Raw genomic sequence first — 21554 nt, forward strand, 5'->3', positions numbered from 1 at the left:
TTCACAGCTTATACTGAGAGAGCTTTTTTACACCCTGACCTACTTTTCAAACACCCTCTAAGAGGCTGTTTATAAAGTAAATCTAAAGATGGTTAGCCAAGCATAATTGCAAAGGTAGGATACTTCAAAGAAGGTGTATCCACTTATAAAGCGATGGCTCGAAAAGCTTATTCTACTGACCTTAGTGATTTAGAATGGGAAATATTGGCACCATTGATTCCACCAGCAAAATCTGGTGGTCATCCCCGAACAACTGATATCAGAAAAGTATGTAATGCCATTTATTATCACTTAAAAACGGGTTGCCAATGGGATATGCAACAGGCGTGACTTTCCCCCAAGCGCAACTGTTTACAGCTATTACCGAAAATGGCAAAAACGTGGGGTTTGGGAAGAATTAAATCATATAGGAATCCGCTTTGATTTCTGAACTGATTTGCGTAGGCAGGCAACAGGAAAGAAGGCTTCTTAGTTGTACTGAGTTTTTTCAGAAATCAAATATGAGTCCTATATATTGCGCGATCGCTTAAGAGAGAAAATGGGTCGTTTGGCAAAGCCAAGTGCGATAGCAGCAGATAGCCAGTCGGTAAAAACGACTGAAAAAAAGGGGATGTGTACGGCTTTGATGGTGGCAAACTAATTAAAGGAAGAACAATAGTTGATAGCCTTGGTCTGTTACTCAAAGTCATCGTGAGCGAAGGAAATGCTGGAGAGAGGGTTCTTGCGGCCGGCCTATGCCTTGATGGAACTTGCCGAGGAACGTCCAGAATTATTGGAAAAAGTTGAAGTTATGTGGGTTGACTCTGGCTACGATGGTGACAAGGTTGGCTTGGCAGTTTGGTTAATGATTCAAGCTCAAGTTGAGGTAATGCACCGGAAAGAAAAACAATTTGAAGTTTTACCCAAGCGTTGGGTAGTAGAAAGAACATTTGCCTGGTTTAACCAGTATCGTCGCCTAAGCAAAGATTATGAAAGATTATGAATATCTTCCTGAAATGAGTGAGGCTGCTATATATACTGTTATGACTCGCATTATGCTGCGTCGTTTAACCTCCTAAAGATTTACTTTATAAATGGTCTCTAAGACAAAGCCGCTGGCATCTCTTTCTATAAAATAATCAGTCAGCGATCACTCACTTATCAGTACGATTGCTTAAGAAAATCAAGATTATTGCAGCGTATTACAATACGCTATCACAGCCCCAGTGCAGCGACTCATTTATGTCAAATACAAGTAATATTTAACACTCTGAATAATTAGAGTTTTGAGAAAATCAATACGCAAAACAAGATTCGATCTAAGCTGAAGCGATTTCTAATTAGTCTTCACCCGCGCTTGCTTCACCATCGCAATCAGAGTTTGATGGGCATCTTCCGCATCTGCTAAAACATGATCAAATTGAATGCGAACGGGTACAGGTTCCCCATTTACTTGCGCTGTTAAATCCATACCCTGTGCATCAATTGAAAGCATTTCAGCTGCGATCGCATCTGTCACACCACCAAAAGCTTTAGCATAAATAACTACAGCATCAGCATGATCATCATTCATATGCTTGCAGATGCGCGAACTAATTTCAGGAGAAAAATCTTTAGACATTGTGAGATTAAAAGTGGCCAATACGGCAAGAGTCTAAATTCTCACCTAAGTAGATGAGATTTGCCAATATTTCAAATTAGCAGAAAAGGCATTAGTCTTGCACCATCGTTATTATAAGTGATATCTGAAAAACAATTGCCGTTGTATATATTTGATAAGTTAAGTTTATTACTCGTACAACAATTAAATTAAAATAAACATTATCCAGTATTTTTACCTTTAATTGCGGAAAGCAAACAGCGTAAACTGTAGCAGAAGTATTAGCCAAAACTATTGTAGCTAAGAGACAATGAGCGAAATTAGCCCCAGACGAATTGTAATTGGGGATGTGCATGGACACTATGAAGGTTTAATGACATTGTTGGAGGCGATCGCCCCCACATCAGAAGATCAAGTCTATTTTCTGGGAGACTTAATTGATCGCGGACCCCATAGTGCACAAGTAGTTAATTTTGTCAAGCGAAATAACTACTCATGTTTATTGGGAAATCACGAGCAGATGTTATTAAACATTCTGACCAATGAAAAGACTTCCTCCTCGACGATGCAAGCATGGCTGTATGGTGGAGGACAAGCTACCGTGGCCAGTTACCAAGAGGCTCCAATTCCTGATGACCATCTGGATTGGTTAAAAACTTTGCCTACATACATTGACTTGGGGGATGTTTGGTTAACTCATGCTGGTGTTGACCCTTCCAAGTCAGTGACAGAACAAACAGCCGATGAACTGTGCTGGATACGAGAGGAATTTCACAGCATTGAAAAACCCTACTTTCCAGATAAGCAAATTATTATCGGTCACACCATTACCTTTACTCTGCCGGGTGTTTCTCCTGGTAAACTGGCACAAGGAAGGGGATGGCTAGACATAGATACTGGCGCTTATCATCCCCGGAGTGGCTGGTTGACTGGACTGGATGTCACAAATGACTTGGTTTATCAAGTTAACATATTTAAAAACTATATCCGTGTCCTGCCTTTAGAAGAAGTTGTAATTAACGTTGATCCAGCCAAGATTAAAGTTGATCGTCGCAATAAGAATTGAGGGGGAGTGGGGAGATGAGGGGAATAAGCAATGCCCAATTCCCAAGACCCTCAAGACTACACTAATGGTCGAATATTAGCTTTATAACTAGCGTTATCCAAGCCATATTTCCCATTACTAGGTTGGGAGTTAATAGCACGTCTAAGTCCATTAATGCGATCGCTGGTTCCGGGGTGTGTACTCAAAAATGTTGGCACAGAACCACCCTTTTTCAGCAGCTTTTGCATAAAAGAAACCATCCCAGACTGGGCATAACCAGCGCGTGTCAAAGTTCTTAACCCTCTTTGGTCAGCATCAAATTCATCACTACGACTGCGGGGACGATTCAAAGCAAGTTCTACACCAATACCCACAGCTGCATTGCGATCTAAACCACTTGCTGTTGCTAAACCACTAGCGATCGCTTTTTGCCGCATCTGTTTAACCAGGTGTTTACCGCCAATATGACCAATTTCATGGGCGATGACACTTGCGAGTTCCGCTTCATTATCGGCAGCTTTCAGCAAACCCGTGTGGACATATACATAACCTCCTAAAGTAGCAAAGGCATTAATAGCATCATCTTCAACCACTTGGAAGGTATAGGGAAGATTGGGGCGATCGCTATTGGCCGCTAAACGCCGACCAATTTGTTCGACATAGGCATTAACATTAGAATTTCGGTAAAGTCGGACTTGACTTCCCAGTATTTGCTGATTAATCTGCTTACCAATATCAGTTTCCTGGCGATCGGATATATTAGAAAGCTGAAGTACCTGGACTCCCTGCAATATCAGAGGCAAGAAGTCTAAAGTTCTTCCAGGCAAGGGTGTACTCAGGCACAGACTCAGCGCGACTACCACCGAAATTAGGGGATAAAACCAGCGGCGCCGCCACATACGGTAATTTGTAACAAAACCTTTCCAATTGAACATAATACGCTTTGAAGATTATTTCGGGAGAACATAAAATAATGAGACAAATTATGAGACGGATTTAGAGTATTCTAAGTTGCAATTATTCACTCAAGACCAAAGGATTTGTGATACAGATAATCCTTACGCAAATCTACTGAACTGTGCGGCGCTAGGGATTCCCTCTAGAGATAGGTTTTAACACTAGATTCTACTTTCTAGATACGTCAGTCTTAATAGGTACAAGTTTAAGGTTTAGCTGCCACTCCTCGGAACTTGCGAACTCGTGATAAACTGTCGCATAACCGCAATCCTCGAAAGCTTTGAGTTATTACCAAATAGGGAAAATTGCCGTTCCCATCAAAAACCTTCTTGCTACAATCAATTACTTCGCTATTACCTCGGAAAAGTTTTTATGGCTATTTTAGATTCAAAAGGTCGTTTGTTCGGCAAAATCAACCTCCTAGATTTAGGTGCTGCGCTGGTAACTCTGCTAGTTATATTTGTCATATTGTCTACCTTCTTGTCTAGCTTGGGTCTTGCCCAAATCGGTGAGAAAATAGTACCGATAGAAGTAGACTTAGTAGTTCGTGGTTTGAATGTACGTGATCCTGAGCAATTATTTAATAACGGCTTAAAAACAGGCGGAAAAACTAATGTGATTATCCGCAATCAACCTTATGGGCAAATTGAGATTAAATCTATTCAGCAGCTACCTAGAACAGTCAATGTTTTCCAACCTGATGGCACTGTTAAAGAATTGCCAGATCCAAAGACCAATAATTTTAGCACAGATATGCTTTTGACCTTAGAAGGCAAAGCCAAACAGACCGAAAGCGGACTAGTTCTAGGTAGCAGTAAAGTTAAAATTGGTATGCCATTTGAGTTAGAAGGCTTTAACTACAACTTCAATGCAACTGTTATTGATATCAGATTTGACAAATAGCATTCACATTTTGTCTTATATATTTCTCCATCTCTAACAGGAAAAACAACTGGCGTAAACTGGGTGACATCAAAGCTGTGCAGAGCAACTATATAAGACATGTGTGTACATAACAGACAAAACCCGCGTAGGCGGGTTTCCAATTTCTTAAGTCCGCGCCCTTGGCCTTCCCGGAGGGTAGGCCAAGGGCGAACGTTTGTGTAGCCGCGATTTCTAATCGCCAGGTATATTTGCAAAACTGAGATGCTACTAAAGAACCTAATTAAGCAAAGGCAAATATTTGCGAATTAATCCAATTGTCACTGCTGGTAATTCCAACTGCGGTGTTAACCCCACATCTTCTAATTGTTGAAAAAATCGGATCGCTTGGGGATTAATTTCGGCAAGGCGGCGACCAATTGAGGGCCCTGTAAATTCTGACTTTTGTCCCCAAATAATGGCGGTGGGGGTAATTAACTGTTGAATGTAAAGGGATAAATCAAAGCATAAATCGCCACGTACAAATGACAATGCCGCATACTCAGCATTAGGCTGTTGGGCGGATTGTAGATAAGCATCTACAATTTCTTCGTACACTCGATTAGATTTAGCAAATTGCCGTTGCTCTAGGAAGCCGCGAACACCGCCACTAGTAGCAATTCCAGTGCTGTAAAGTAAGCGATCAACAACAGGAACGCTAACTAACTGAGCAAAAAAACTACGGGAGTAGTCTTCGCCAAAATCGGAAAGTCCGGCGGGGGTGGTAAGAATTAAAGACTTGAATAAATCAGGATGATCTGCTGCTACCCGAATTGTAAATGCTCCGGTCAACGAAGAAGCGATCGCTGTTACTGGACCAGTACAAGTCTGCTCGAAAAACTCCCGAATCGTGATCAAATAATCCTCAATCTTATAACTCCGTGCTGGATGCTCAGACCTACCCCAACCAATCAAATCTGGCGCAATCACGCGATATTCAGCCGCAAAAGCTGGATAAACTTTCGACCACTCATAAGCAGAAGATCCACCACCAAAGCCATGTAGAAACACTAAAGTTTCCCGATCATCTTTGGCAGTCACATCATCCAGCCAAGGTTCTCCAGCAGCAGTATAATATACCATTCTACCTAGTGAGGTATTTATGGAGCGTTGTTCAAATCCTATTGGTTGAAACATAAGTATTTTTTTGTTGACTGTAGTTATTAGTTGGCACAAGTCAAATAAAAGACCTGGGACACAGAGATACGGAGAGAGTATTTGATAATTTTTCCACGTCTCCGTGTTTTACCCTTGCCGCGTCTTATTTAGTCACTCTGGATGCTTACGTATTTAGTTCAAGCTCCCCGCTCATTGTTATTATCAACTAACCAATCACTTTAAGCCTTCTCACCACCGTCAGATTAAGTAGATATAAAATTACTGGATTACTTGTAAAGATTTGGTGATTTTTTTTCATAATAAAAAGTAACTTAACGTTGAAATTACTGTTTTATAAGACTTTTTAATGGTAGCGAGGATCACTCCAGAGTAAATCCAGCATAAGTTTTTATGGTAGTGTATCAAAAAACCGATAAATAATTTTCAGCGTGAAAAATAGTTAAAACGCTCATTTTAATAAGCTATTAATTCTACTTTCATACGCAGAAATTAGCATTTAACGTATAAATACTTTCATTATTATCTAAGTATATAGTAAGGCGGGATGTCATGGTAAAGCAGGCTACTCTTCAATCCAATAAAATACCAACGATTGAAGACGCTAAATTTGCGCTTGACAAATTTAATATACAAAACGAAATTAAAGCTTCAGCTGGGCGGGGTCAGATCGACCCAGTAATTGACGTTGCCCAAGTAACTGCACCTACTTGTATTTGTTTAGACTTAGAAGACTTGAAGTGTTTTGAAGCAGTAGAGCGTCAGTATGAACGCTGGGGAGTAATTTTTCACAATTCTCTAGCAATACAGCCATCAAATCCAGCATTTCCAACCTATTCAGGGCTAACAGTCTTAATGGGAGCGCCCAAAAGCGGATTTTTAGAAGCTACTTTCTTGCGTCCAGTTAACTCAGTTAGCGCCTTTGTCACTAGTTCGCAACGGCTAGTGCTTTCCGCCTACGATCGCGATCGACAACTGCTTGCTCAAACTGCACTACCAGGCTCTAATCTTGCCAATTCCGACTCAGCAATTTCCCCCAATGCCTTATTATCTATAAGTGCGAATAACATCTACAGCGTTACCTTCTGTGCTTTTAATGGTCAATTCACCCTTGATCAGTTTCGTTTTTGTCTTTAATTTAGGACTTACGTACAAAATGCCCTTGCTCTGAGGGATTTAAAATGGTATCTTTGTTTCCGCTGTGCTGTACTAGTCTACTATCCGACCATAAAACTGGGGATCTTGTAGTTTGGGTCTTCATCCTTTCTTTATCCATAGTAAAACTTATACAATAGGTAATTTCGTAATCAAGTAGGTAAACACTGTGGCACAGGCTTCGTCTTCTTGGCAGCAATTGATCAACCAGATCCCTAACTGGAACTGGTCGCTTCCAAAACTCAAGACAAAGGGAGCCATAAAGCAGCAAACATTTAAGCGCTTCTCTGGGCCTGGGGTATTTCTTGGGTTCGTGACAATCGTTGTTGCTATGTTGTTGTGGAACTGGAAACTGCTATTGGCTCTCTTAGTCGGCATTGGAGTAATGGTATTGGTTTACTCAATGCAGGAGTGGGACTGGCAATTGCGCTGGTCAAAAATACGCAATTTCTTAAATAGTTCAAATCGTCGGTTAGCCCTAGCAGTCATTAGTGGTGGTATTGCTACTGTCAGCACTTACATGGCGGCGGCAATTTGGGTTGACTCTCACAGTCCGTGGATTGCCGCTGGTGCGATCGCGCAAGGCGTGGGTACTCTGTTAACTTTAATTTTATTGGTTTGGCAAATTGTCAACTTTTATGAAAATCGAGAAGAAGACCATCTCGATCAGTTGTTGGTCAATTTAACAGAAAAAGATCCATTGAAGCGGTTGATTGCCCTACGTCAACTAACTAAAGTCATCACCCGTCAGCGAGTTGATTCTTCAGTGCAGCAAGATGTTGTTCAATGCTTGCAACTCCTACTCAGTCGAGAAGAAGAAGCTGTAGTTCGAGAGGCAGCTTTTAAGAGTTTACAAGCCTGCGATCGCCTACAAGTGCTACCCCCCAAAACAGCAACAACTTTCACACCCGTCTCAGCAAAAGTCAAGCATCACGTTTATTAGTCATTGGTCATTTGTCATTTGTCATTGGTCTTTGGTTAAATGATGAGTCCTAATTAATTTTCAATGCCCCAATCCCCAATCCCCAATCCCCAATACTTATTTTCGAGACAGCCGTCCATTGCGAACTTGGACTACCGGATGATTGCATCGCCGCACTAATTGTTCGTCGTGGGTGGTAACAATTACTGTAGCTCCAAAGGAATTTAACTTCTGAAGAATCTGGATCACTTGCCAGGAATTATCTGGATCGAGATTTCCAGTAGGCTCATCTGCCAACAACAAGGGTGGCGTACCAATGATCGCACGAGCAATACTCACCCGCTGCTGCTCTCCCCCTGAGAGTTGGTCTGGAAAGCAGTCAGCTTTATTCAGCAAACCTACCAGCTTTAAAGTTGGTTCTAAACGTCGTTGAATTTCTTTACGGGTATACCCTTGAGCTTGCAGCACAAAAGTCACATTTTCCGCTACTGTTCGCTGAGTAATCAGTTTGTAGTCTTGAAACACAATGCCAATCCGTCGCCGCAATAATGACAAGCGATCGCCCCGTAAATCCGCTACATTACATTCATCAACAATTACTTCTCCCTGTGTAGCCAACTCTTGCCCATACAGCAGTTTCAAGAGGGTTGATTTACCAGAACCACTTGGCCCCGTGATAAACAGAAATTCTCCCTTTCTTACCTCAAGGTTCGCATTTAACAAGGCGTGAGTGCCGTTAGTATAGGTCTTGGTTACAGATTGCAATTGCACCTTTGCGATCGTATTGCGATCGTGCTGTTGAGTTTCACAGTCCTCTCTATGAACGGATTTTTCTGTCTTAACTTGAGTTGTCAATACTGGCATTGTTAAATTTTCCTCATACCCACAACCAAACAGTTTGCCTGCTGAGATGTGACATTCCCCTCAAAAATAAGGATTCCCAGGTTTCGCCTGGGAATTTAAAATTCAACAAAGAAAATTTAAAATTTTTTGAATACTTTAATACAAACTAAGTAATAGCACCCAGAATTCAAAACTCAGCACTCTTAACTAATTGCACCCTTTGCTGTCAAACGATAAATAAACGCTTTCACAGCAAACTCTGGCAAAGCCAACATCCGCCGCCAGCGCCAAGGTTCTTGATAAAGCCGATACAACCATTCCAAATTATTATTTCCTAACCAGGCGGGAGCACGAGTTTTAGTTCCTGACCAAATATCAAAACTGCCACCGACGCCAATCCAAATTGCTTGAGGACACAAATGACGGTTTTCGGCAATCCATAACTCTTGACGTGGCACTCCTAAACCGACAAAAATCACTTGTGGCTGCAATTGAGCAAGAGTTTCTCGCAATTGTGCTTCTTCTTTTGGAGAATGGTAGCCTGAGTGAGTGCCTACTATATTGAGGTCTGGAATTTGCTGCTGCCAAAAATCTGCCGCATTTGTAGCTACTCCCGGCGCTGCTCCATAGAAAAATATCTTTGCTCTTGTCTGTTGTTGCCCAAGTTCTTGCAAAAGCTTTTCTGCTAACTCAATCCCCGGAAAACGCTGCACTTTTTGCCATAACAGCCACCGCAAATACAAAACAACCCCTGCTCCATCTGGAATCACGAGTTCAGCATTTTTAATGACCTGAGCTAATAATTGATTTCGCTCTGCCTGCATAGTCATTTCTGCATTGAGCGTTACTACATGAGTTCCCTTGCCTGCGTGCAGGCATTCTAACAACCAGCCTGGATAGTTAGCCATCACATGAACTGGTATTCCCAACACTGAAAATGCTTGATTGCCGTTAGACATAGCCTATTCTTGAGTAACTCTCACACCAGATTTCGCTTGAATGTTAAGTTTATCAAATTTTTTTATATTAGAACTGAGGCAGGAGGGATTCTCCATTGCCCTGCAACGATAGAAAGCATAATTAAACTAACTAGTCTTGGGCGCTTGTACTTGGACTGAATCAGTCCAAATTTATTGTTAAAGTGTAATATTCACTCAGTATAAAACGCTCAACTCGCAACTCTGGTTCCGGGAACAGAAGCCCCCACTATACTGCTTGCAGTTAGTGTGGGAGTATGTCACGAAACTCGACTTTATGGTTAAGGTAGTGTAACGGGCTGAAGTTGGCTATGAGTAAAATTCGCATTGCTCTGATTGAAGATCATGACCTAACTCGTGTAGGTATTCGGACAGCATTACTGCAAAAGGATGAAATTGAAGTTGTAGGTGAAGCTGCCAATGCTGTTGAGGGGCTAAAAATGTTAAAAATGGTACGACCAGATATTGCCATTGTAGATATTGGTTTACCAGATAAGGATGGCATTGAGTTAACACGGGAGGTAAAATCTACTACTAATGGACAGCAGCTACTGACAAAAGTGTTAATTTTGACACTACGGGATAATAAAGAAGCGGTGTTGGCAGCTTTTGCCGCTGGCGCAGACTCTTACTGTATGAAAGATATCAAATTTGATAATTTGCTGGAAGCAGTACGAGTCACTTACAATGGCAACGCCTGGATCGATCCAGCGATCGCTCGGATTGTATTACAACAAGCGCAACAAAATCCCCAAAAGTTGGAATCGGCTTTTGTCGATACTAAGACTATTGCTCCTAACCCTGATTCTTTTGAGAATTCGGAGGAAATTCAGCCTTACACCCTGACAGAAAGGGAATTGGAAGTGTTACAGTTGATTGTCGAAGGTTGTAGTAATGCAGTAATTGCAGAAAGACTTTATATCACTGTTGGGACTGTTAAAACTCACGTTCGTAATATTTTGAATAAACTATGTGCAGATGACCGTACCCAAGCAGCAGTACGCGCATTGCGTTCTGGGTTAGTTGGATAAAGTTAATTTTGCAGTGGACAATTGAGGATGATCAAGGGGAACTCACAACTTTGAGAAAGTCATATTTTCAAAGTGAATGGCTTCTCTGATTTTTTGTTACTTATCAGGTGAGATAAATATCACACTATCTCGCCATTCAAATATGTGAAAAATAAAGTCAAATATGGCTGAGAACGGGGTGGACAAACTTAAGCTCATGGTGGTAGATGATGAGCCAGATAACTTAGATTTACTCTACCGCACTTTTAGGCGAGATTTTCAAGTATATAAAGCCAATCATGCCTTTGGTGCTATGGAAATCTTGGATCAATTTGGCGAAATGGCGGTGATTATTTCTGACCAAAGAATGCCAGAAATGAATGGCACTGAATTTTTTAGTCGCACCGTAGAACGCTTTCCAGACACGATTCGGATTTTGTTAACTGGTTTTACTGATGTCGAAGATTTGGTAGATGCGATTAACTCCGGTCAGGTATTCAAGTACATTACCAAACCCTGGAATCCAGATCGGCTGAGAGCGTTAGTTGAGCAAGCCACTGATACATATCGCCTAGTTAAGAAGCGCACCCAAGAGTTGCGTCGGGCCCTACGGCGAGAATCTTTATTTAATGCGGTAACAACGGCAATTCGGGAGTCTTTAGACTACGACAGTATGCTGCAAAAAATTGTGGCAACTATTGGACAAACATTTGAAGCTACCAGTTGCTTACTAAGACCAGTAGAGGGCGATCGCCTGATACAAGACCAGTTTTTGTACCACGATCCTCAATCCCATGTATCAGATTGCTTCTTCGATGCCAGTATTTTAATTGAAAAAGTGCTGGAAACCCGACATTATCAACTTGCTCAAGATATATATGACGGTATTCCTTGTCACCATCTGGTTGTGCCACTTAGCTATCAACAGCATCTATTGGCTGTGCTGGCCCTCCACCAATGGGGAAGCGATCGCCCCTGGCAAGACGAAGACATCCAACTGATTGCAGGTGTTGCCGAACAAGCAGCCTTAGCTCTCTCTCAAGCAAAACTCTACCAGCGCCTCCAAGAAAAGCAACAGCAGATTCATAATGAGTTGGAGGTGGCTCGCCAAATTCAATACAACTTACTACGCCAAACTTTACCTGACATCAAAGGTGTGAAGGTGCAAGCCTGTTGCTACCCGGCGCGGGAAGTAGGAGGCGATTTCTTTGAAGTGTTTGTTCATCCCAAAGGCGATTTGTGGTTAGCAGTGGGTGATGTTTCTGGTAAAGGCGTCCCAGCTGCTTTATTTATGGCCAGTGTTATTTCAGTTTTGCGCCGAGAATTATCTCAAGAAACACCAGCCGAGCCGAATGTGGTTATGCAGAACCTCAATCACGCTCTGAGTGAAGATTTAATTAGCAACAATTATTTCATCACCCTTGTGTTAGCCTGTTATACCCCTAGCACTAAGGAACTCGTCTACACTAATGCCGGTCATATCTATCCACTATTATGGTCACGCCAAGACGTTTTAGCTGACAATCCTAATTACCTCAAAGTCCGCAGCGTTCCTTTGGGAATCTTGCCCAAGTGGCAGGCACAATCTGGTCGTTTGGTTCTTGACGCTGGAGACACATTGTTGCTAGCCAGCGATGGCATTACAGAGGCAATGATCTCAAATGATTCTGATTTAACAGTAAAAAACGGGTCTGGCGTTGAAGTCGTTAACCGTTCCATGCTGAATCAAGATGGTCTTTGGCAACTTTTACAACAGGAGCAACAGCCACTTTCTCTTAACCATTTACTAGCTCGCATCCAGGCAGATAATCACATTCAAGAAGACGATCAAACTATACTTTCGCTGGAGATTTTGTAAGTCATGAAAAGTGAGCTTCATGTACCGAGTGACTTAAGTTTTCTGAATATTGTCGAAAACTGGTTGCTGGGATGTTTGAAAATTCAGCTAGGAGAATCTGTGGATTGGTCGCGGCAATCAAGTCGTTTGAGACTGGCTTTAGTAGAAGCCTACTCAAATGCAGTCCGTCATGCCCACAAAGACAAACCAAATTTACCGATTTTACTGCGTTTGGAAGTGAAAGACCGGGATCTGGCCTTAGAAGTTTGGGACTACGGCGAAGGCTTTGATATGTCTAACTACTACGCTCCAAACCCATTGGAAAAACAAGAAGGTGGTTATGGTTGGCTGATTATGAATCGTCTCATGGATAAAGTAGATTACCAGTTGCAAATTGATGGTGCTAACTGTCTAAAGTTACAAGCTACTTTACCCGAATTAGTCCAATAGAAAAAAGTGACTATTTTGCAGGTAATGTGATTTATACTTATTTGCTATTTTTCACGACGTAAAGAAAGTAGTTCTTGGGGAGAAGCTAAAATTTTGATTCTAGTATAAAAAATTTGCCGTTGTTGGTTGAGGATAAATAACCACAAGACATTCACACTACACCATGAAGTTTGGGCTTTGCCTGTTATCTGGATTTGAATATCACCGTTTTCTAAAGTCTCAGCTATTCCTGTGTTGGGGTAAGCTTTGATATTTTGGCCTTCTTGTTTTAAGTAGGCTGCGATCGCATCTGTTCCCACAATATCAGATTCAAATGGTGGGCGCATCACACCATCTACCGCAAATAAGGCAGCAGTTGCCTCAAATTCTCCTGCATTTAAGGTTTCAAAATAACTCAGTATGCTTGTTTCTGTAATTCCATCTATCTGGAATTCTTCTTTCAACTGGGTTAGGGATATCAATTCAGGAGAGGTCATAGGAATTACCTGTATTATGCTATCTGAATATTAATTTCAGTACAAAAATAGGTAAAAAGAAAGCCGCTGTTGAGATAGATTGCTACATATTGGTAAATCTTCCTCACGATGGAAGTTTTAAGCTGCTACGCAGCTTAAAACTGGCGCATATAAGAGATTAATAAATCTTAATTAAAGTTACAAACTACGTAATGTAAAATTATAGCGCCTTTAGTTAGGCAAAATCCAAATAAAAAAATGAATCAGTATTCCATAACAAGCAGCAGTGTAGTCAAAGAAAAAGCCAGCGAGTTGGGCTTTCACAAAGTTGGAATTGCTGCCGCAGATGGGGTAGATGCCACAGAAGCGCAGAGGTTGCAAGCATGGATTGAACTGGGTTATCACGCGGATATGGGATGGATGGCTAACCCGAAACGTCAGGATATCCGCTTAGTGATGCCAGAAGTGCGATCGCTAATATGTGTGGCGCTGAATTATTACACACCACATCAACGTCCCGATGGCGAGGGATACGCCAAAATTTCCCGTTATGGCTGGGGAAGGGATTATCACAAGGTGATGCATAAAAAACTTAAGCAGCTAGCTACATGGTTAGAATCACTTGATGCAGGTGTGATAGCTCGTTATTATGCAGACACTGGCCCGGTGCAAGATAAAATATTGGCTCAACTTGCTGGAATTGGTTGGATTGCCAAGAATGGTAATGTGATTACAAGGGAATATGGCTCTTGGGTATTTTTGGGAGAAGTGTTGACTAATTTAGAATTAGAGAGCGATCGCCCGCATACAGAACACTGCGGTAGCTGTACTCGTTGTCTTCAGGCTTGTCCCACAGGTGCAATTACTCAGCCTTTTGTCGTGGATGCTAATCGCTGCATTGCTTATCATACCATTGAAAATCGGGCAGAGGAATTACCAAAAACAATCACACCTCATTTGCAAGGCTGGGTTGCTGGTTGCGATATTTGTCAAGATGTTTGTCCTTGGAATCAACGTTTTGCCAACACAACTGATATTGCAGAGTTTCAGCCTTATCCTGGGAATATTGCTCCCCACCTGCTAGAATTAGCCCAAATCTCAGATCAGGATTGGGATAAACGATTTCCAGCATCTGCCCTGCGGCGGATTAAGCCAGAAATGTTACGACGCAACGCCCTAGCTAATCTTGACGCATCCAGGCAAAGAATGACCCCGAAAGTAATTATTTTTGATTTTGATGGCACAATTGCTGATACAGTAGACGCCCTTGTAAGCATTGCTAATCGTCTAGCTGTAGACTTTGGTTATAGACAAATAAGCCCAGAGCAATTAGCCCTCCTCAAGAACTTAACATCTAGGGAGATCATTAAGTATTCAGGAGTTTCTCTATTTAAGATCCCTTTTCTAGTTAAAAAAGTTAAAGGAGAATTAAAAAACAAAATCCCAGAATTAAAGCCAATTCCGGGAATTAAAGAAGCATTAATAGAACTCCAAAATCATGGATATAAACTGGGTATTATTACTTCTAATTCTAAAGAAAATGTTACACAATTTCTGACAATTAATGATTTAAATCACCTGTTTGATTTTATATATTCAGGAATTACAATTTTTGGTAAAACAACGATTATTAATAATGTATTGAGGCAAAAGCAACTCAAACCTCAAGAAGTGATTTATGTCGGAGATGAAACTAGAGATATAGAAGCATCAAAGAAAGCAAACATCCAAGTAATTGCAGTGACTTGGGGCTTTAACTCACCGGAAGTACTCGCCAAGCAAAATCCAGATTATTTAATTCAGTTACCTAGTGAACTACTAGAAGTGATGAATGGTCGTTAATTAATAAATAGTCAAAATTCGATCAGAAAAATCTCAACTGTTGACAAATGGCTAAAACAGTCGAGTGGGCAATGTCTGTCAATGACGAAAACTTCAATTTTAATATTTGTGACATTGCCCATCCTACAAAATAGCAAGATATCAGGAAAACTTAATTTTTCCGTTCACCCTTTTCTAAAGCTTGTTGTACTAAATCATCGCTGACATTAGTTACACCCTCAGTGTTAGAATTCCCAACTTCTTTTGCTAACTCTCGAAAATCATCAGGATTGCCAGTTGACTGCGCTTCAGTTTTTGTCTCTTGTGGCTTAGAGGTTTTATATTTAGGTGCTGTGGCTGCTTCGGCTGCTGTTCCACCTTTACCTGTGCGATCAACTTCACTTACGCTAAATTGTTGAGCAGCTGCATAATCCGCATCAAAATCTACCGTTGGTGCTTTTTCTTCACCACTAGCTATGCTTTCAGCAGCTAATTGTGAATCATGGGTGGGAGATTCATTTAAATTGGGCTTTACTTCATCAGTCATAATAAAAACCTTAAGCTAAATGTTTAATTGCTTACTTGAGCAATCATAGCAAAGCAATTCGCTGCTTTATTGCTTCCTTAAGAGAGATTTTTACCTCTATTAAAAGGTAGATTAAAGTAGCAATTTCCAATTAATTTAACTCTTTCTATTGGTACTAGAATCTGATTCTCAAATTTTGGTAACACTTAGTTTGGCGTGTTAAATAATGTTGGAGACAAATAATAATGACTGCAAGTTACGACAAAACTATTTCTCAAGCTCAGAGCAATGAAACTCAAAATTTGGTAGATGCGTTTAACGCCTTAGATACCGATGCCAAATTAGCTTGGTTCTATTTTGTTTATGAAAAAATGGGTGATTCCATCACGCCAGCTGCTCCCGCTGCGGCCGAACCAGAGTTAGCACCACTTCTGCTAGGAGATTATTTTGAATTATCCGATGAGCAGCAATTAGATATTATGCGGGATATTGTTAACCGCAAAGACACAGAATATTCTCGTGCTTATGGGGCGATCAAAGAAAACAACCAGCTGTTAGTTTGGTATGCTTGGGCGGTAGCTATGGGGGATACGGTGGTGGACTTACCAGCTAGCTATCAGGCAAGTAAGGCAATAAATGATCTGGTTTCCCAAATTGAAGGACTAGATTTTGAGGAGCAAATGTCGGTGTTTCGGACAATAGCTGGTGAATTGGGTTACACCGATGTCAAGCCGATCGAAACGCAAGCAGAAACTGGCAAAACGTCAAGTTTGTAATCAGCTTTGGCGACTAGAAGTCGCGGCTACACAAGCAAAGTCCGCCTACGCGGACTTGAAGAACCTACGAGACAGCCAACTGACTCAAGTCGGCTGGGGTGAGGTTGGAGTGTACGACTTCACCATCACGGAACCAAACGATGCGCTGGGTTTGACGAGCAACTTCTGGTTCATGAGTCACCATGACAACGGTGATCCCACTGCTATTTAGTTCGCCAAAAATATCTAAGACTTCTTGGGTTGTGCGTGAATCAAGTGCGCCTGTGGGTTCATCGGCTAGAAGTACTACGGGACGATTGACAATGGCTCGTGCGATCGCTACTCTTTGTTGTTGTCCACCAGATAGTTGAGTTGGTTTGTTGTTGAGGCGATTTGCTAAACCGACTCGCGTCAATGCAACTGTAGCGCGATCGCTTCTTTCTTTCGGACTCACGCTAGCATACACCATTGGCAGCATCACATTTTCTAATGCTGTGAGTTGGGGTAATAGATGGAATTGTTGAAAGACAAACCCCAGTTTTTTATTGCGGATGTGTGCTAAGGAGCGATCGTCCATTTGCGCCACATCAATATTATCTAAGTAATAATGTCCGCCGGTGGGTCTGTCTAGACAACCGATAATATTCATGGCTGTGGATTTCCCAGAACCAGAAGGGCCCATAATTGAACAATATTCGCCCTCGTGGATAGTCAAGTTCACATCGTTGAGTGCTTTGACTTCAGTTTCGCCACTGCCATATATTTTAAAGATGTTCTCCAAACGAATAATTGTTGGTTTAGGAACAGGATTGGGAACTGGAGAATCGGTAATTGAAATAGTGTTTGCCATAATAAGGATTTAGTGATTAGTTGCTAAAGACGCGATTATAGCGCTTCTCGTTTTGAACACCAGTCTTTACAACTTAACAATAAAACTCTCTCGAATATGAAAGTCAGCCTCCGCGCCTTGATGATTTAATGCCCAGTAAGTCACCTCACTATCTTTATGTTTGATGACAGTCGTGATACCAACTTCAATAGCTTGCTCCACAGAGATAATTTTATCCAAATCGACATTTAAAGTCAGTACTAAACTATCAGCTTGATTGTCAACATTAAACGGTAGATTTTCAAAAGCTGTTTCCTCTTGCATCCGTTGACGGTAGCCATCAAAGCGATAGACATTCCAGTGTCCGGCGGGGGAAAGGTTAAATTCCCAATATCGTTGAGCATCTTTGATGCCAAGGAAGAACTCAAAGCAGGTTTCTTTCCACAATTCATGCTTGCGTGATGGCATGTTTGCTGGTAAAGCAATACCTTCTCTGCGATCCGCTACAGGCTTTACCAACGCAATTTCTTTTAAATTGCCTCCAAGGGTGTAACAGATGGTAAGTTGATTAGAATTTCGAGCGATATTGCCTGCAATTTTTAAATTAGGAAAGAACTCGGTAGAGGGGAAGGGTTGCAGGGAAAATGTCTGTTCGTTCATTTCATGTCTTGAATAATGTTGCAAATTTGCGTTTTTTGAGATTCAATACTTTCGGTAAGCTTAAACTGGACGAGCGCTCTTGCCAAGTTATGTTCTGGATGTTTGACTTTGAAGTAAACATTTCCTGCTAAATAATCAGCAAAGAATCTCAATCCTAGTTCAAAGGCAATAAGACGGATGGCATCGTATATATAAGCATAATCATTCTCAGTAAGAAATGCCTTGGCCACAGCAAGATAACCCTGTAGGATTTCCTGGCACAGGTCAGTATCGAAACAAACACTTTCCCAATTCTCAGTTTCTTCTCCAGCCGGATTGCAACCCGATCGCAGGCAATCGCCAATATCGTAATGTACCAGACCGGGTTTAACAGTGTCCAGGTCTATGACGCTGACAGCTTGCTGGGTAGTAGTGTCAAACATCACGTTATTGATTTTTGGATCGCCGTGCATCAGACGCAGAGGTAGTTTGCCTTCAGCTTTGGCATTTTCTAGGATATGTGCAAAGGTTTGGCGATCGCTAACAAACTGCAAGCAATAATTAACTTCAGCAGATTGAAACGCACTAGTTTTCGCCAAAACTCCCTCGTAATGCTGGAGATAAAGCGGTGTAATATGGAATCCTTCAAGGGTATCAGCAAGTTTTTCTGGTGGTAAATCGCTGATTAAATTGTGGAACATCCCCAAGGCATAACCGATTTCTTTGGCATGGGAGCGATCGCTCATAGTATCAAAGGACTGGGAGCCTTCAATAAAGCTAATCGCCCGCCAAAATGAGCCATCTACATCCTTCCAGTACTCTTGAGCGTTTTTGGTCAATAGTACGCGTGGAACTTCCCAGCGACGATTCAGGGGTGTATGCTGCAACCGTTTGCGAACATGCTCAGTGAAGGTACGCATATTCTGCATAATCAGTTGTGGCTGGCGAAATACCTGCGTATTGATGCGTTGCAGGACAAAATGCTGTTCTTCTGAAGAATTTAGAGTTACCAAAAAGGTGTCATTTATATTACCACTTCCAAATGATTTAACGCCTGTAACCTTACCTAGTTGGGCGAATTGGTCTGCGATCGCTACTAGATTTCGGGTATTCTGTGTATTGATTTCTTCTGTCATGTGTTTAACCTGTACTACTCCTCACATACATTGCACGCAAGCAATAGGGGATATCGTAGCGCAAGTGTTAAGATAATTCGTAATTCGTAATTCGTAATTCGTAATTGATTATTCAAATGTCAATTATGAATCTTTAAAAGTACTATAGCAATCCTGAATCATTCGTGAAAAACAAGATCCCCGACTTCTTTGAGAAGTCGGGGATCTGTGGGTTGCAATTTAATAGTTAGGAAATCTCATCATTATCAACCCACTCGTCATAAGATGAATCATAACCAACGTAGTGAAGATAGTATTGCTGACCTTGGATTTGCTCAATTGTTGCGGAATACCAAGCTTCTTGCTCATCATCCCAACATTTGACCTTTTGACCTACTGCATATCCATTCTCATCAGCGGAGCGAAGATCGCGAGTCCGAATGTCATCTTCGCCTACCCACTCGTCATAAGATGAACCGTAACCAAGGTAATGAATAAAAAATTGGTCATCTTGGATTTTTTCAATTGTTCCCTGATACCAATCCTCGTCCTCATTATCCCAAACTTCTACTGTTTTGCTTAATTCATACTGATTCTTATCTGACTTAACAGCAGATGAGACATCTTGGATCGGCTTTTGTGACTCTTTTTGAATTTCTTCTTTTACTAAAGTGTATGCTTGCAAAATCAAACTGCGAGCAACAGTTTGAATTCCTGTATGCTCATAGTAATTGGTAGTTTGATCTAGGAATGCTGCAACAAAATCTAAATTATCATCAGCAATCTGAATAAAATTACCCAAATGGCTAGAAATTGATTGCGGAGTTATGCCTGTCTTGGATACTAAGTTATTCATCCAGCCTTGCACAGAGTTGAAACCCTGACTGATAAAACCAACTTTATCAGAGGGGTTACTACCTGGGAGAAAGTTATTAACGGCTAAGAAAACCGGATTTTGAGTTATTGCGTTAGTATCAGTACCACTAATAACTCCCTGAATTTTGCTGAGAAAATCGGGGCCTAATGGGAGAATTCCATCTAGACAAACTAGAGCGGCCATTCGCATTAGGGATGCATTTTGATAGTTGTTAGCGAGAGAATTAGCAAACTCTTGGGGATTAGGTTGAGGAATGCCATTTAGTTTACAAAAGGCAATGATTTCGACAGCAATTTTTAGTACTAAGTCAATGGATTGAGTGACATCAGCTTTGGGAGTAATATTGCCTAAAAAAGACAGAAAGCCGATTTTTTCACTAACTTTATTCGCTAAAGCCGCCGCCGCCATAGCTGTGTCTGCCTTATCAATTGTTTGATAAAGTTTGATTGCGAACTGGTAGCCTTGTTGAGGATCTTGGTATAAAGTGACGGCGCGATCGCGGATTTTCTGAATTGCCTTAGCATCAGTTTCTCCAGTGATGCTGCGAATATTATTGTCAAACCCCGTCAAATTGCTCCACTCACCTGGTGCTACATAATCAAGAGCCTTTAAAACTTTGACAGTGATATTGTCAGTCGGTAACTCGTCAACCAACTGAATAATTGATTTATCCATCAGCCGATCCTCAAAACTCCAAATATCGTTGCAACACGATTCAGATCAGCCCACACCCTACAGAAAGCCTTTCTCTCGTCGGCGCTGGGCGAATTGCTGAACCGTATTCATAGAGTTCCCGAACCTGACTAAAAAATAACGATGTTACCAACAGGTTCTACAACTAAGAGATATTACATAGGCGATCGCTTAACTCTCAAAACTAATTGATGATATAAAGTAGTAGACTGACACGACTAGAATGATGGATTATGCGTAGATTGGGTGGAGCAACGCAAAACCCAACATAGCTCAGGGTATTTGCTTTTTTTGTAGTTAATCCAACCTACATTTTTTTGCAACTTTTCTTTTTAACATAACTCCAAACCCACCAACCAAAATAGAACCAAGGGTAGTTAAAGGTTCTGGGACTGGTTGAGGATTGGAATTTGTCACTGAAGCATTTGTTAACGACAATATTGATGAACCAAAAGTATCATTTACATCGGTAACACCAATGCCAATGTTGTAGCTGCCAGATGTTGCAAATGTATAGCTAAAAGGGTTACTTCCAGTTAGAGGGATAACTGAGTTGCTAATGGTTACAAAGGCGCGATCGCTGGAAAAAGTATCATAGGTTAATAAGGAATAGTCAAAACTGATCGCATCTCCAGCTAGGACATTTAAAGCTGTTTTAATCGCAGAACCTTCGGTGGCATCAATACCAAGCGATCCTGGATTGAGACTTAAAAAAGTTTCTAAGGAGCTAATATAAGTTGGGTCATTACCTGAGACATTGTAGTTGTCAGCATCATCATTGCCATCAGCGAAGGCATTTGTTAGCGTCGCTTGACTTGGAACTGCAACAACATCACCCAATTTGTCCCAATTGCTTAAATTAAGACTGGCAGCAAAAGAAGGGGAAGCAATGGTGAAACTGCTCAAGCCCAAGAAGCTAAAAACCATAGCCTTGTGAATTGTTCGTTTGATAAAAGTTGCATTCAACATATAAAATTCCTACAAATTTATGAAACCGCTTTGTTAGTAGATACTAGTTTTGAAGATTGAACT

At 41.3% G+C, this 21554-nt stretch carries 21 protein-coding genes and 3 pseudogenes; 12 read left to right on the forward strand and 12 right to left on the reverse strand.

Features of this window, described 5'->3' with window-relative positions:
- Nucleotides 1-153: 153 nt before the first annotated feature.
- Both ABF638_RS17095 and ABF638_RS17100 read left to right on the forward strand, forming a co-directional pair.
- Nucleotides 154-409: pseudogene (locus ABF638_RS17095) on the forward strand (transposase); the annotation flags it as partial.
- A 147-nt stretch (nucleotides 410-556) separates the two neighbouring features.
- A pseudogene (locus ABF638_RS17100) lies at nucleotides 557-1058 on the forward strand (transposase); the annotation flags it as partial.
- A gap of 257 nt (nucleotides 1059-1315) precedes the next feature.
- On the opposite strand, the gene ABF638_RS17105 reads toward ABF638_RS17100, so the two are convergent.
- Entirely contained in the window at nucleotides 1316-1600 is a 285-nt protein-coding gene (locus tag ABF638_RS17105) for a DUF2470 domain-containing protein (RefSeq protein WP_435024065.1), read from the reverse strand.
- 289 nt (nucleotides 1601-1889) lie between these two features.
- Between ABF638_RS17105 and ABF638_RS17110 the strand changes: the two genes are divergently transcribed.
- Complete coding sequence (locus ABF638_RS17110) at nucleotides 1890-2645, forward strand: metallophosphoesterase family protein (RefSeq protein ID WP_435024067.1); 756 nt, start codon at nucleotides 1890-1892, stop codon at nucleotides 2643-2645.
- A gap of 56 nt (nucleotides 2646-2701) precedes the next feature.
- Here ABF638_RS17110 and ABF638_RS17115 read toward each other — a convergent pair whose 3' ends face one another.
- Entirely contained in the window at nucleotides 2702-3559 is an 858-nt protein-coding gene (locus ABF638_RS17115; protein ID WP_435024069.1) for a M48 family metallopeptidase, read from the reverse strand.
- Between the two features lie 394 nt (nucleotides 3560-3953).
- Here ABF638_RS17115 and ABF638_RS17120 point away from each other — a divergent pair, with 394 nt between their 5' ends.
- Nucleotides 3954-4484, forward strand: a complete 531-nt coding sequence (locus ABF638_RS17120) for a DUF4330 domain-containing protein (protein ID WP_435024070.1) — start codon at nucleotides 3954-3956, stop codon at nucleotides 4482-4484.
- A 258-nt stretch (nucleotides 4485-4742) separates the two neighbouring features.
- On the opposite strand, the gene ABF638_RS17125 is transcribed toward ABF638_RS17120, so the two are convergent.
- A complete protein-coding gene (locus tag ABF638_RS17125; RefSeq protein WP_435024072.1) occupies nucleotides 4743-5639 on the reverse strand; it encodes an alpha/beta fold hydrolase in 897 nt (298 codons plus the stop codon).
- 531 nt (nucleotides 5640-6170) lie between these two features.
- Here ABF638_RS17125 and ABF638_RS17130 point away from each other — a divergent pair.
- Together ABF638_RS17130 and ABF638_RS17135 are read left to right on the forward strand one after the other, a co-directional pair.
- Nucleotides 6171-6755, forward strand: a complete 585-nt coding sequence (locus ABF638_RS17130; RefSeq protein WP_435024074.1) for a hypothetical protein — start codon at nucleotides 6171-6173, stop codon at nucleotides 6753-6755.
- A gap of 187 nt (nucleotides 6756-6942) precedes the next feature.
- Nucleotides 6943-7716, forward strand: coding sequence for an armadillo-type fold-containing protein (locus ABF638_RS17135; protein WP_435024076.1), 774 nt, complete (start codon nucleotides 6943-6945; stop codon nucleotides 7714-7716).
- Nucleotides 7717-7812: 96 nt separating this feature from the next.
- On the opposite strand, the gene ftsE is transcribed toward ABF638_RS17135, so the two are convergent.
- Both ftsE and ABF638_RS17145 read right to left on the reverse strand, forming a co-directional pair.
- Nucleotides 7813-8559: a cell division ATP-binding protein FtsE gene (gene ftsE / locus ABF638_RS17140; RefSeq protein WP_435024078.1), complete on the reverse strand. Its 747-nt coding sequence runs from the start codon at nucleotides 8557-8559 to the stop codon at nucleotides 7813-7815.
- Between the two features lie 182 nt (nucleotides 8560-8741).
- The gene (locus ABF638_RS17145) at nucleotides 8742-9497 is read right to left on the reverse strand and encodes a WecB/TagA/CpsF family glycosyltransferase (protein WP_435024079.1); all 756 of its coding nucleotides are present in this window, start codon (nucleotides 9495-9497) and stop codon (nucleotides 8742-8744) included.
- 329 nt (nucleotides 9498-9826) lie between these two features.
- Between ABF638_RS17145 and ABF638_RS17150 the strand changes: the two genes are divergently transcribed.
- The 3 genes from ABF638_RS17150 to ABF638_RS17160 all read left to right on the forward strand — a co-directional run bounded on the left by ABF638_RS17150 (nucleotide 9827) and on the right by ABF638_RS17160 (nucleotide 12812).
- A complete protein-coding gene (locus tag ABF638_RS17150) occupies nucleotides 9827-10546 on the forward strand; it encodes a response regulator (protein WP_435024081.1) in 720 nt (239 codons plus the stop codon).
- A gap of 163 nt (nucleotides 10547-10709) precedes the next feature.
- Entirely contained in the window at nucleotides 10710-12383 is a 1674-nt protein-coding gene (locus ABF638_RS17155) for a SpoIIE family protein phosphatase (RefSeq protein WP_435024083.1), read from the forward strand.
- 3 nt (nucleotides 12384-12386) lie between these two features.
- Nucleotides 12387-12812: an ATP-binding protein gene (locus ABF638_RS17160; RefSeq protein WP_435024085.1), complete on the forward strand. Its 426-nt coding sequence runs from the start codon at nucleotides 12387-12389 to the stop codon at nucleotides 12810-12812.
- A 44-nt stretch (nucleotides 12813-12856) separates the two neighbouring features.
- On the opposite strand, the gene ABF638_RS17165 is transcribed toward ABF638_RS17160, so the two are convergent.
- The gene (locus ABF638_RS17165) at nucleotides 12857-13288 is read right to left on the reverse strand and encodes a ketosteroid isomerase family protein (RefSeq protein ID WP_435024087.1); all 432 of its coding nucleotides are present in this window, start codon (nucleotides 13286-13288) and stop codon (nucleotides 12857-12859) included.
- A 237-nt stretch (nucleotides 13289-13525) separates the two neighbouring features.
- On the opposite strand from ABF638_RS17165, the pseudogene queG reads away from it, so the two are divergent.
- Nucleotides 13526-14499 (forward strand): annotated as a pseudogene (gene queG, locus ABF638_RS17170) (tRNA epoxyqueuosine(34) reductase QueG).
- Nucleotides 14474-15109, forward strand: coding sequence for an HAD-IA family hydrolase (locus ABF638_RS17175; RefSeq protein ID WP_435024089.1), 636 nt, complete (start codon nucleotides 14474-14476; stop codon nucleotides 15107-15109). The pseudogene queG and the gene ABF638_RS17175 overlap by 26 nt, the downstream one beginning before the upstream one ends.
- A 151-nt stretch (nucleotides 15110-15260) precedes the next feature.
- On the opposite strand, the gene ABF638_RS17180 is transcribed toward ABF638_RS17175, so the two are convergent.
- On the reverse strand, nucleotides 15261-15635 hold the full coding sequence (locus ABF638_RS17180; protein ID WP_435024091.1) for a hypothetical protein: 375 nt from the start codon (nucleotides 15633-15635) through the stop codon (nucleotides 15261-15263).
- 224 nt (nucleotides 15636-15859) lie between these two features.
- On the opposite strand from ABF638_RS17180, the gene ABF638_RS17185 reads away from it, so the two are divergent.
- Nucleotides 15860-16390, forward strand: coding sequence for an orange carotenoid protein N-terminal domain-containing protein (locus ABF638_RS17185; protein WP_435024093.1), 531 nt, complete (start codon nucleotides 15860-15862; stop codon nucleotides 16388-16390).
- 64 nt (nucleotides 16391-16454) lie between these two features.
- Here ABF638_RS17185 and ABF638_RS17190 read toward each other — a convergent pair whose 3' ends face one another.
- The 5 genes from ABF638_RS17190 to ABF638_RS17210 form a co-directional block, all read right to left on the reverse strand.
- Nucleotides 16455-17219 (reverse strand): ABC transporter ATP-binding protein, encoded by a 765-nt coding sequence (locus tag ABF638_RS17190; RefSeq protein WP_435024095.1) that lies wholly within the window; start codon nucleotides 17217-17219, stop codon nucleotides 16455-16457.
- A gap of 66 nt (nucleotides 17220-17285) precedes the next feature.
- Nucleotides 17286-17858 (reverse strand): DOMON-like domain-containing protein, encoded by a 573-nt coding sequence (locus ABF638_RS17195; protein WP_435024097.1) that lies wholly within the window; start codon nucleotides 17856-17858, stop codon nucleotides 17286-17288.
- Nucleotides 17855-18973 carry a phosphotransferase enzyme family protein gene (locus tag ABF638_RS17200; RefSeq protein ID WP_435024099.1) on the reverse strand — a complete coding sequence of 373 codons (1119 nt, stop codon included), beginning with the start codon at nucleotides 18971-18973 and terminating at the stop codon, nucleotides 17855-17857. The genes ABF638_RS17195 and ABF638_RS17200 overlap by 4 nt, the downstream gene beginning before the upstream one ends.
- A 226-nt stretch (nucleotides 18974-19199) precedes the next feature.
- Complete coding sequence (locus ABF638_RS17205) at nucleotides 19200-20504, reverse strand: Tudor-knot domain-containing protein (RefSeq protein WP_435024101.1); 1305 nt, start codon at nucleotides 20502-20504, stop codon at nucleotides 19200-19202.
- A 315-nt stretch (nucleotides 20505-20819) separates the two neighbouring features.
- Entirely contained in the window at nucleotides 20820-21491 is a 672-nt protein-coding gene (locus ABF638_RS17210; protein ID WP_435024102.1) for a PEP-CTERM sorting domain-containing protein, read from the reverse strand.
- Between the last annotated feature and the right edge of the window lie 63 nt (nucleotides 21492-21554).

Origin of the sequence: Nostoc sp. CALU 1950 (assembly GCF_051172895.1) — a bacterium.
GTDB classification, from domain to species: domain Bacteria; phylum Cyanobacteriota; class Cyanobacteriia; order Cyanobacteriales; family Nostocaceae; genus Nostoc; species Nostoc edaphicum_A.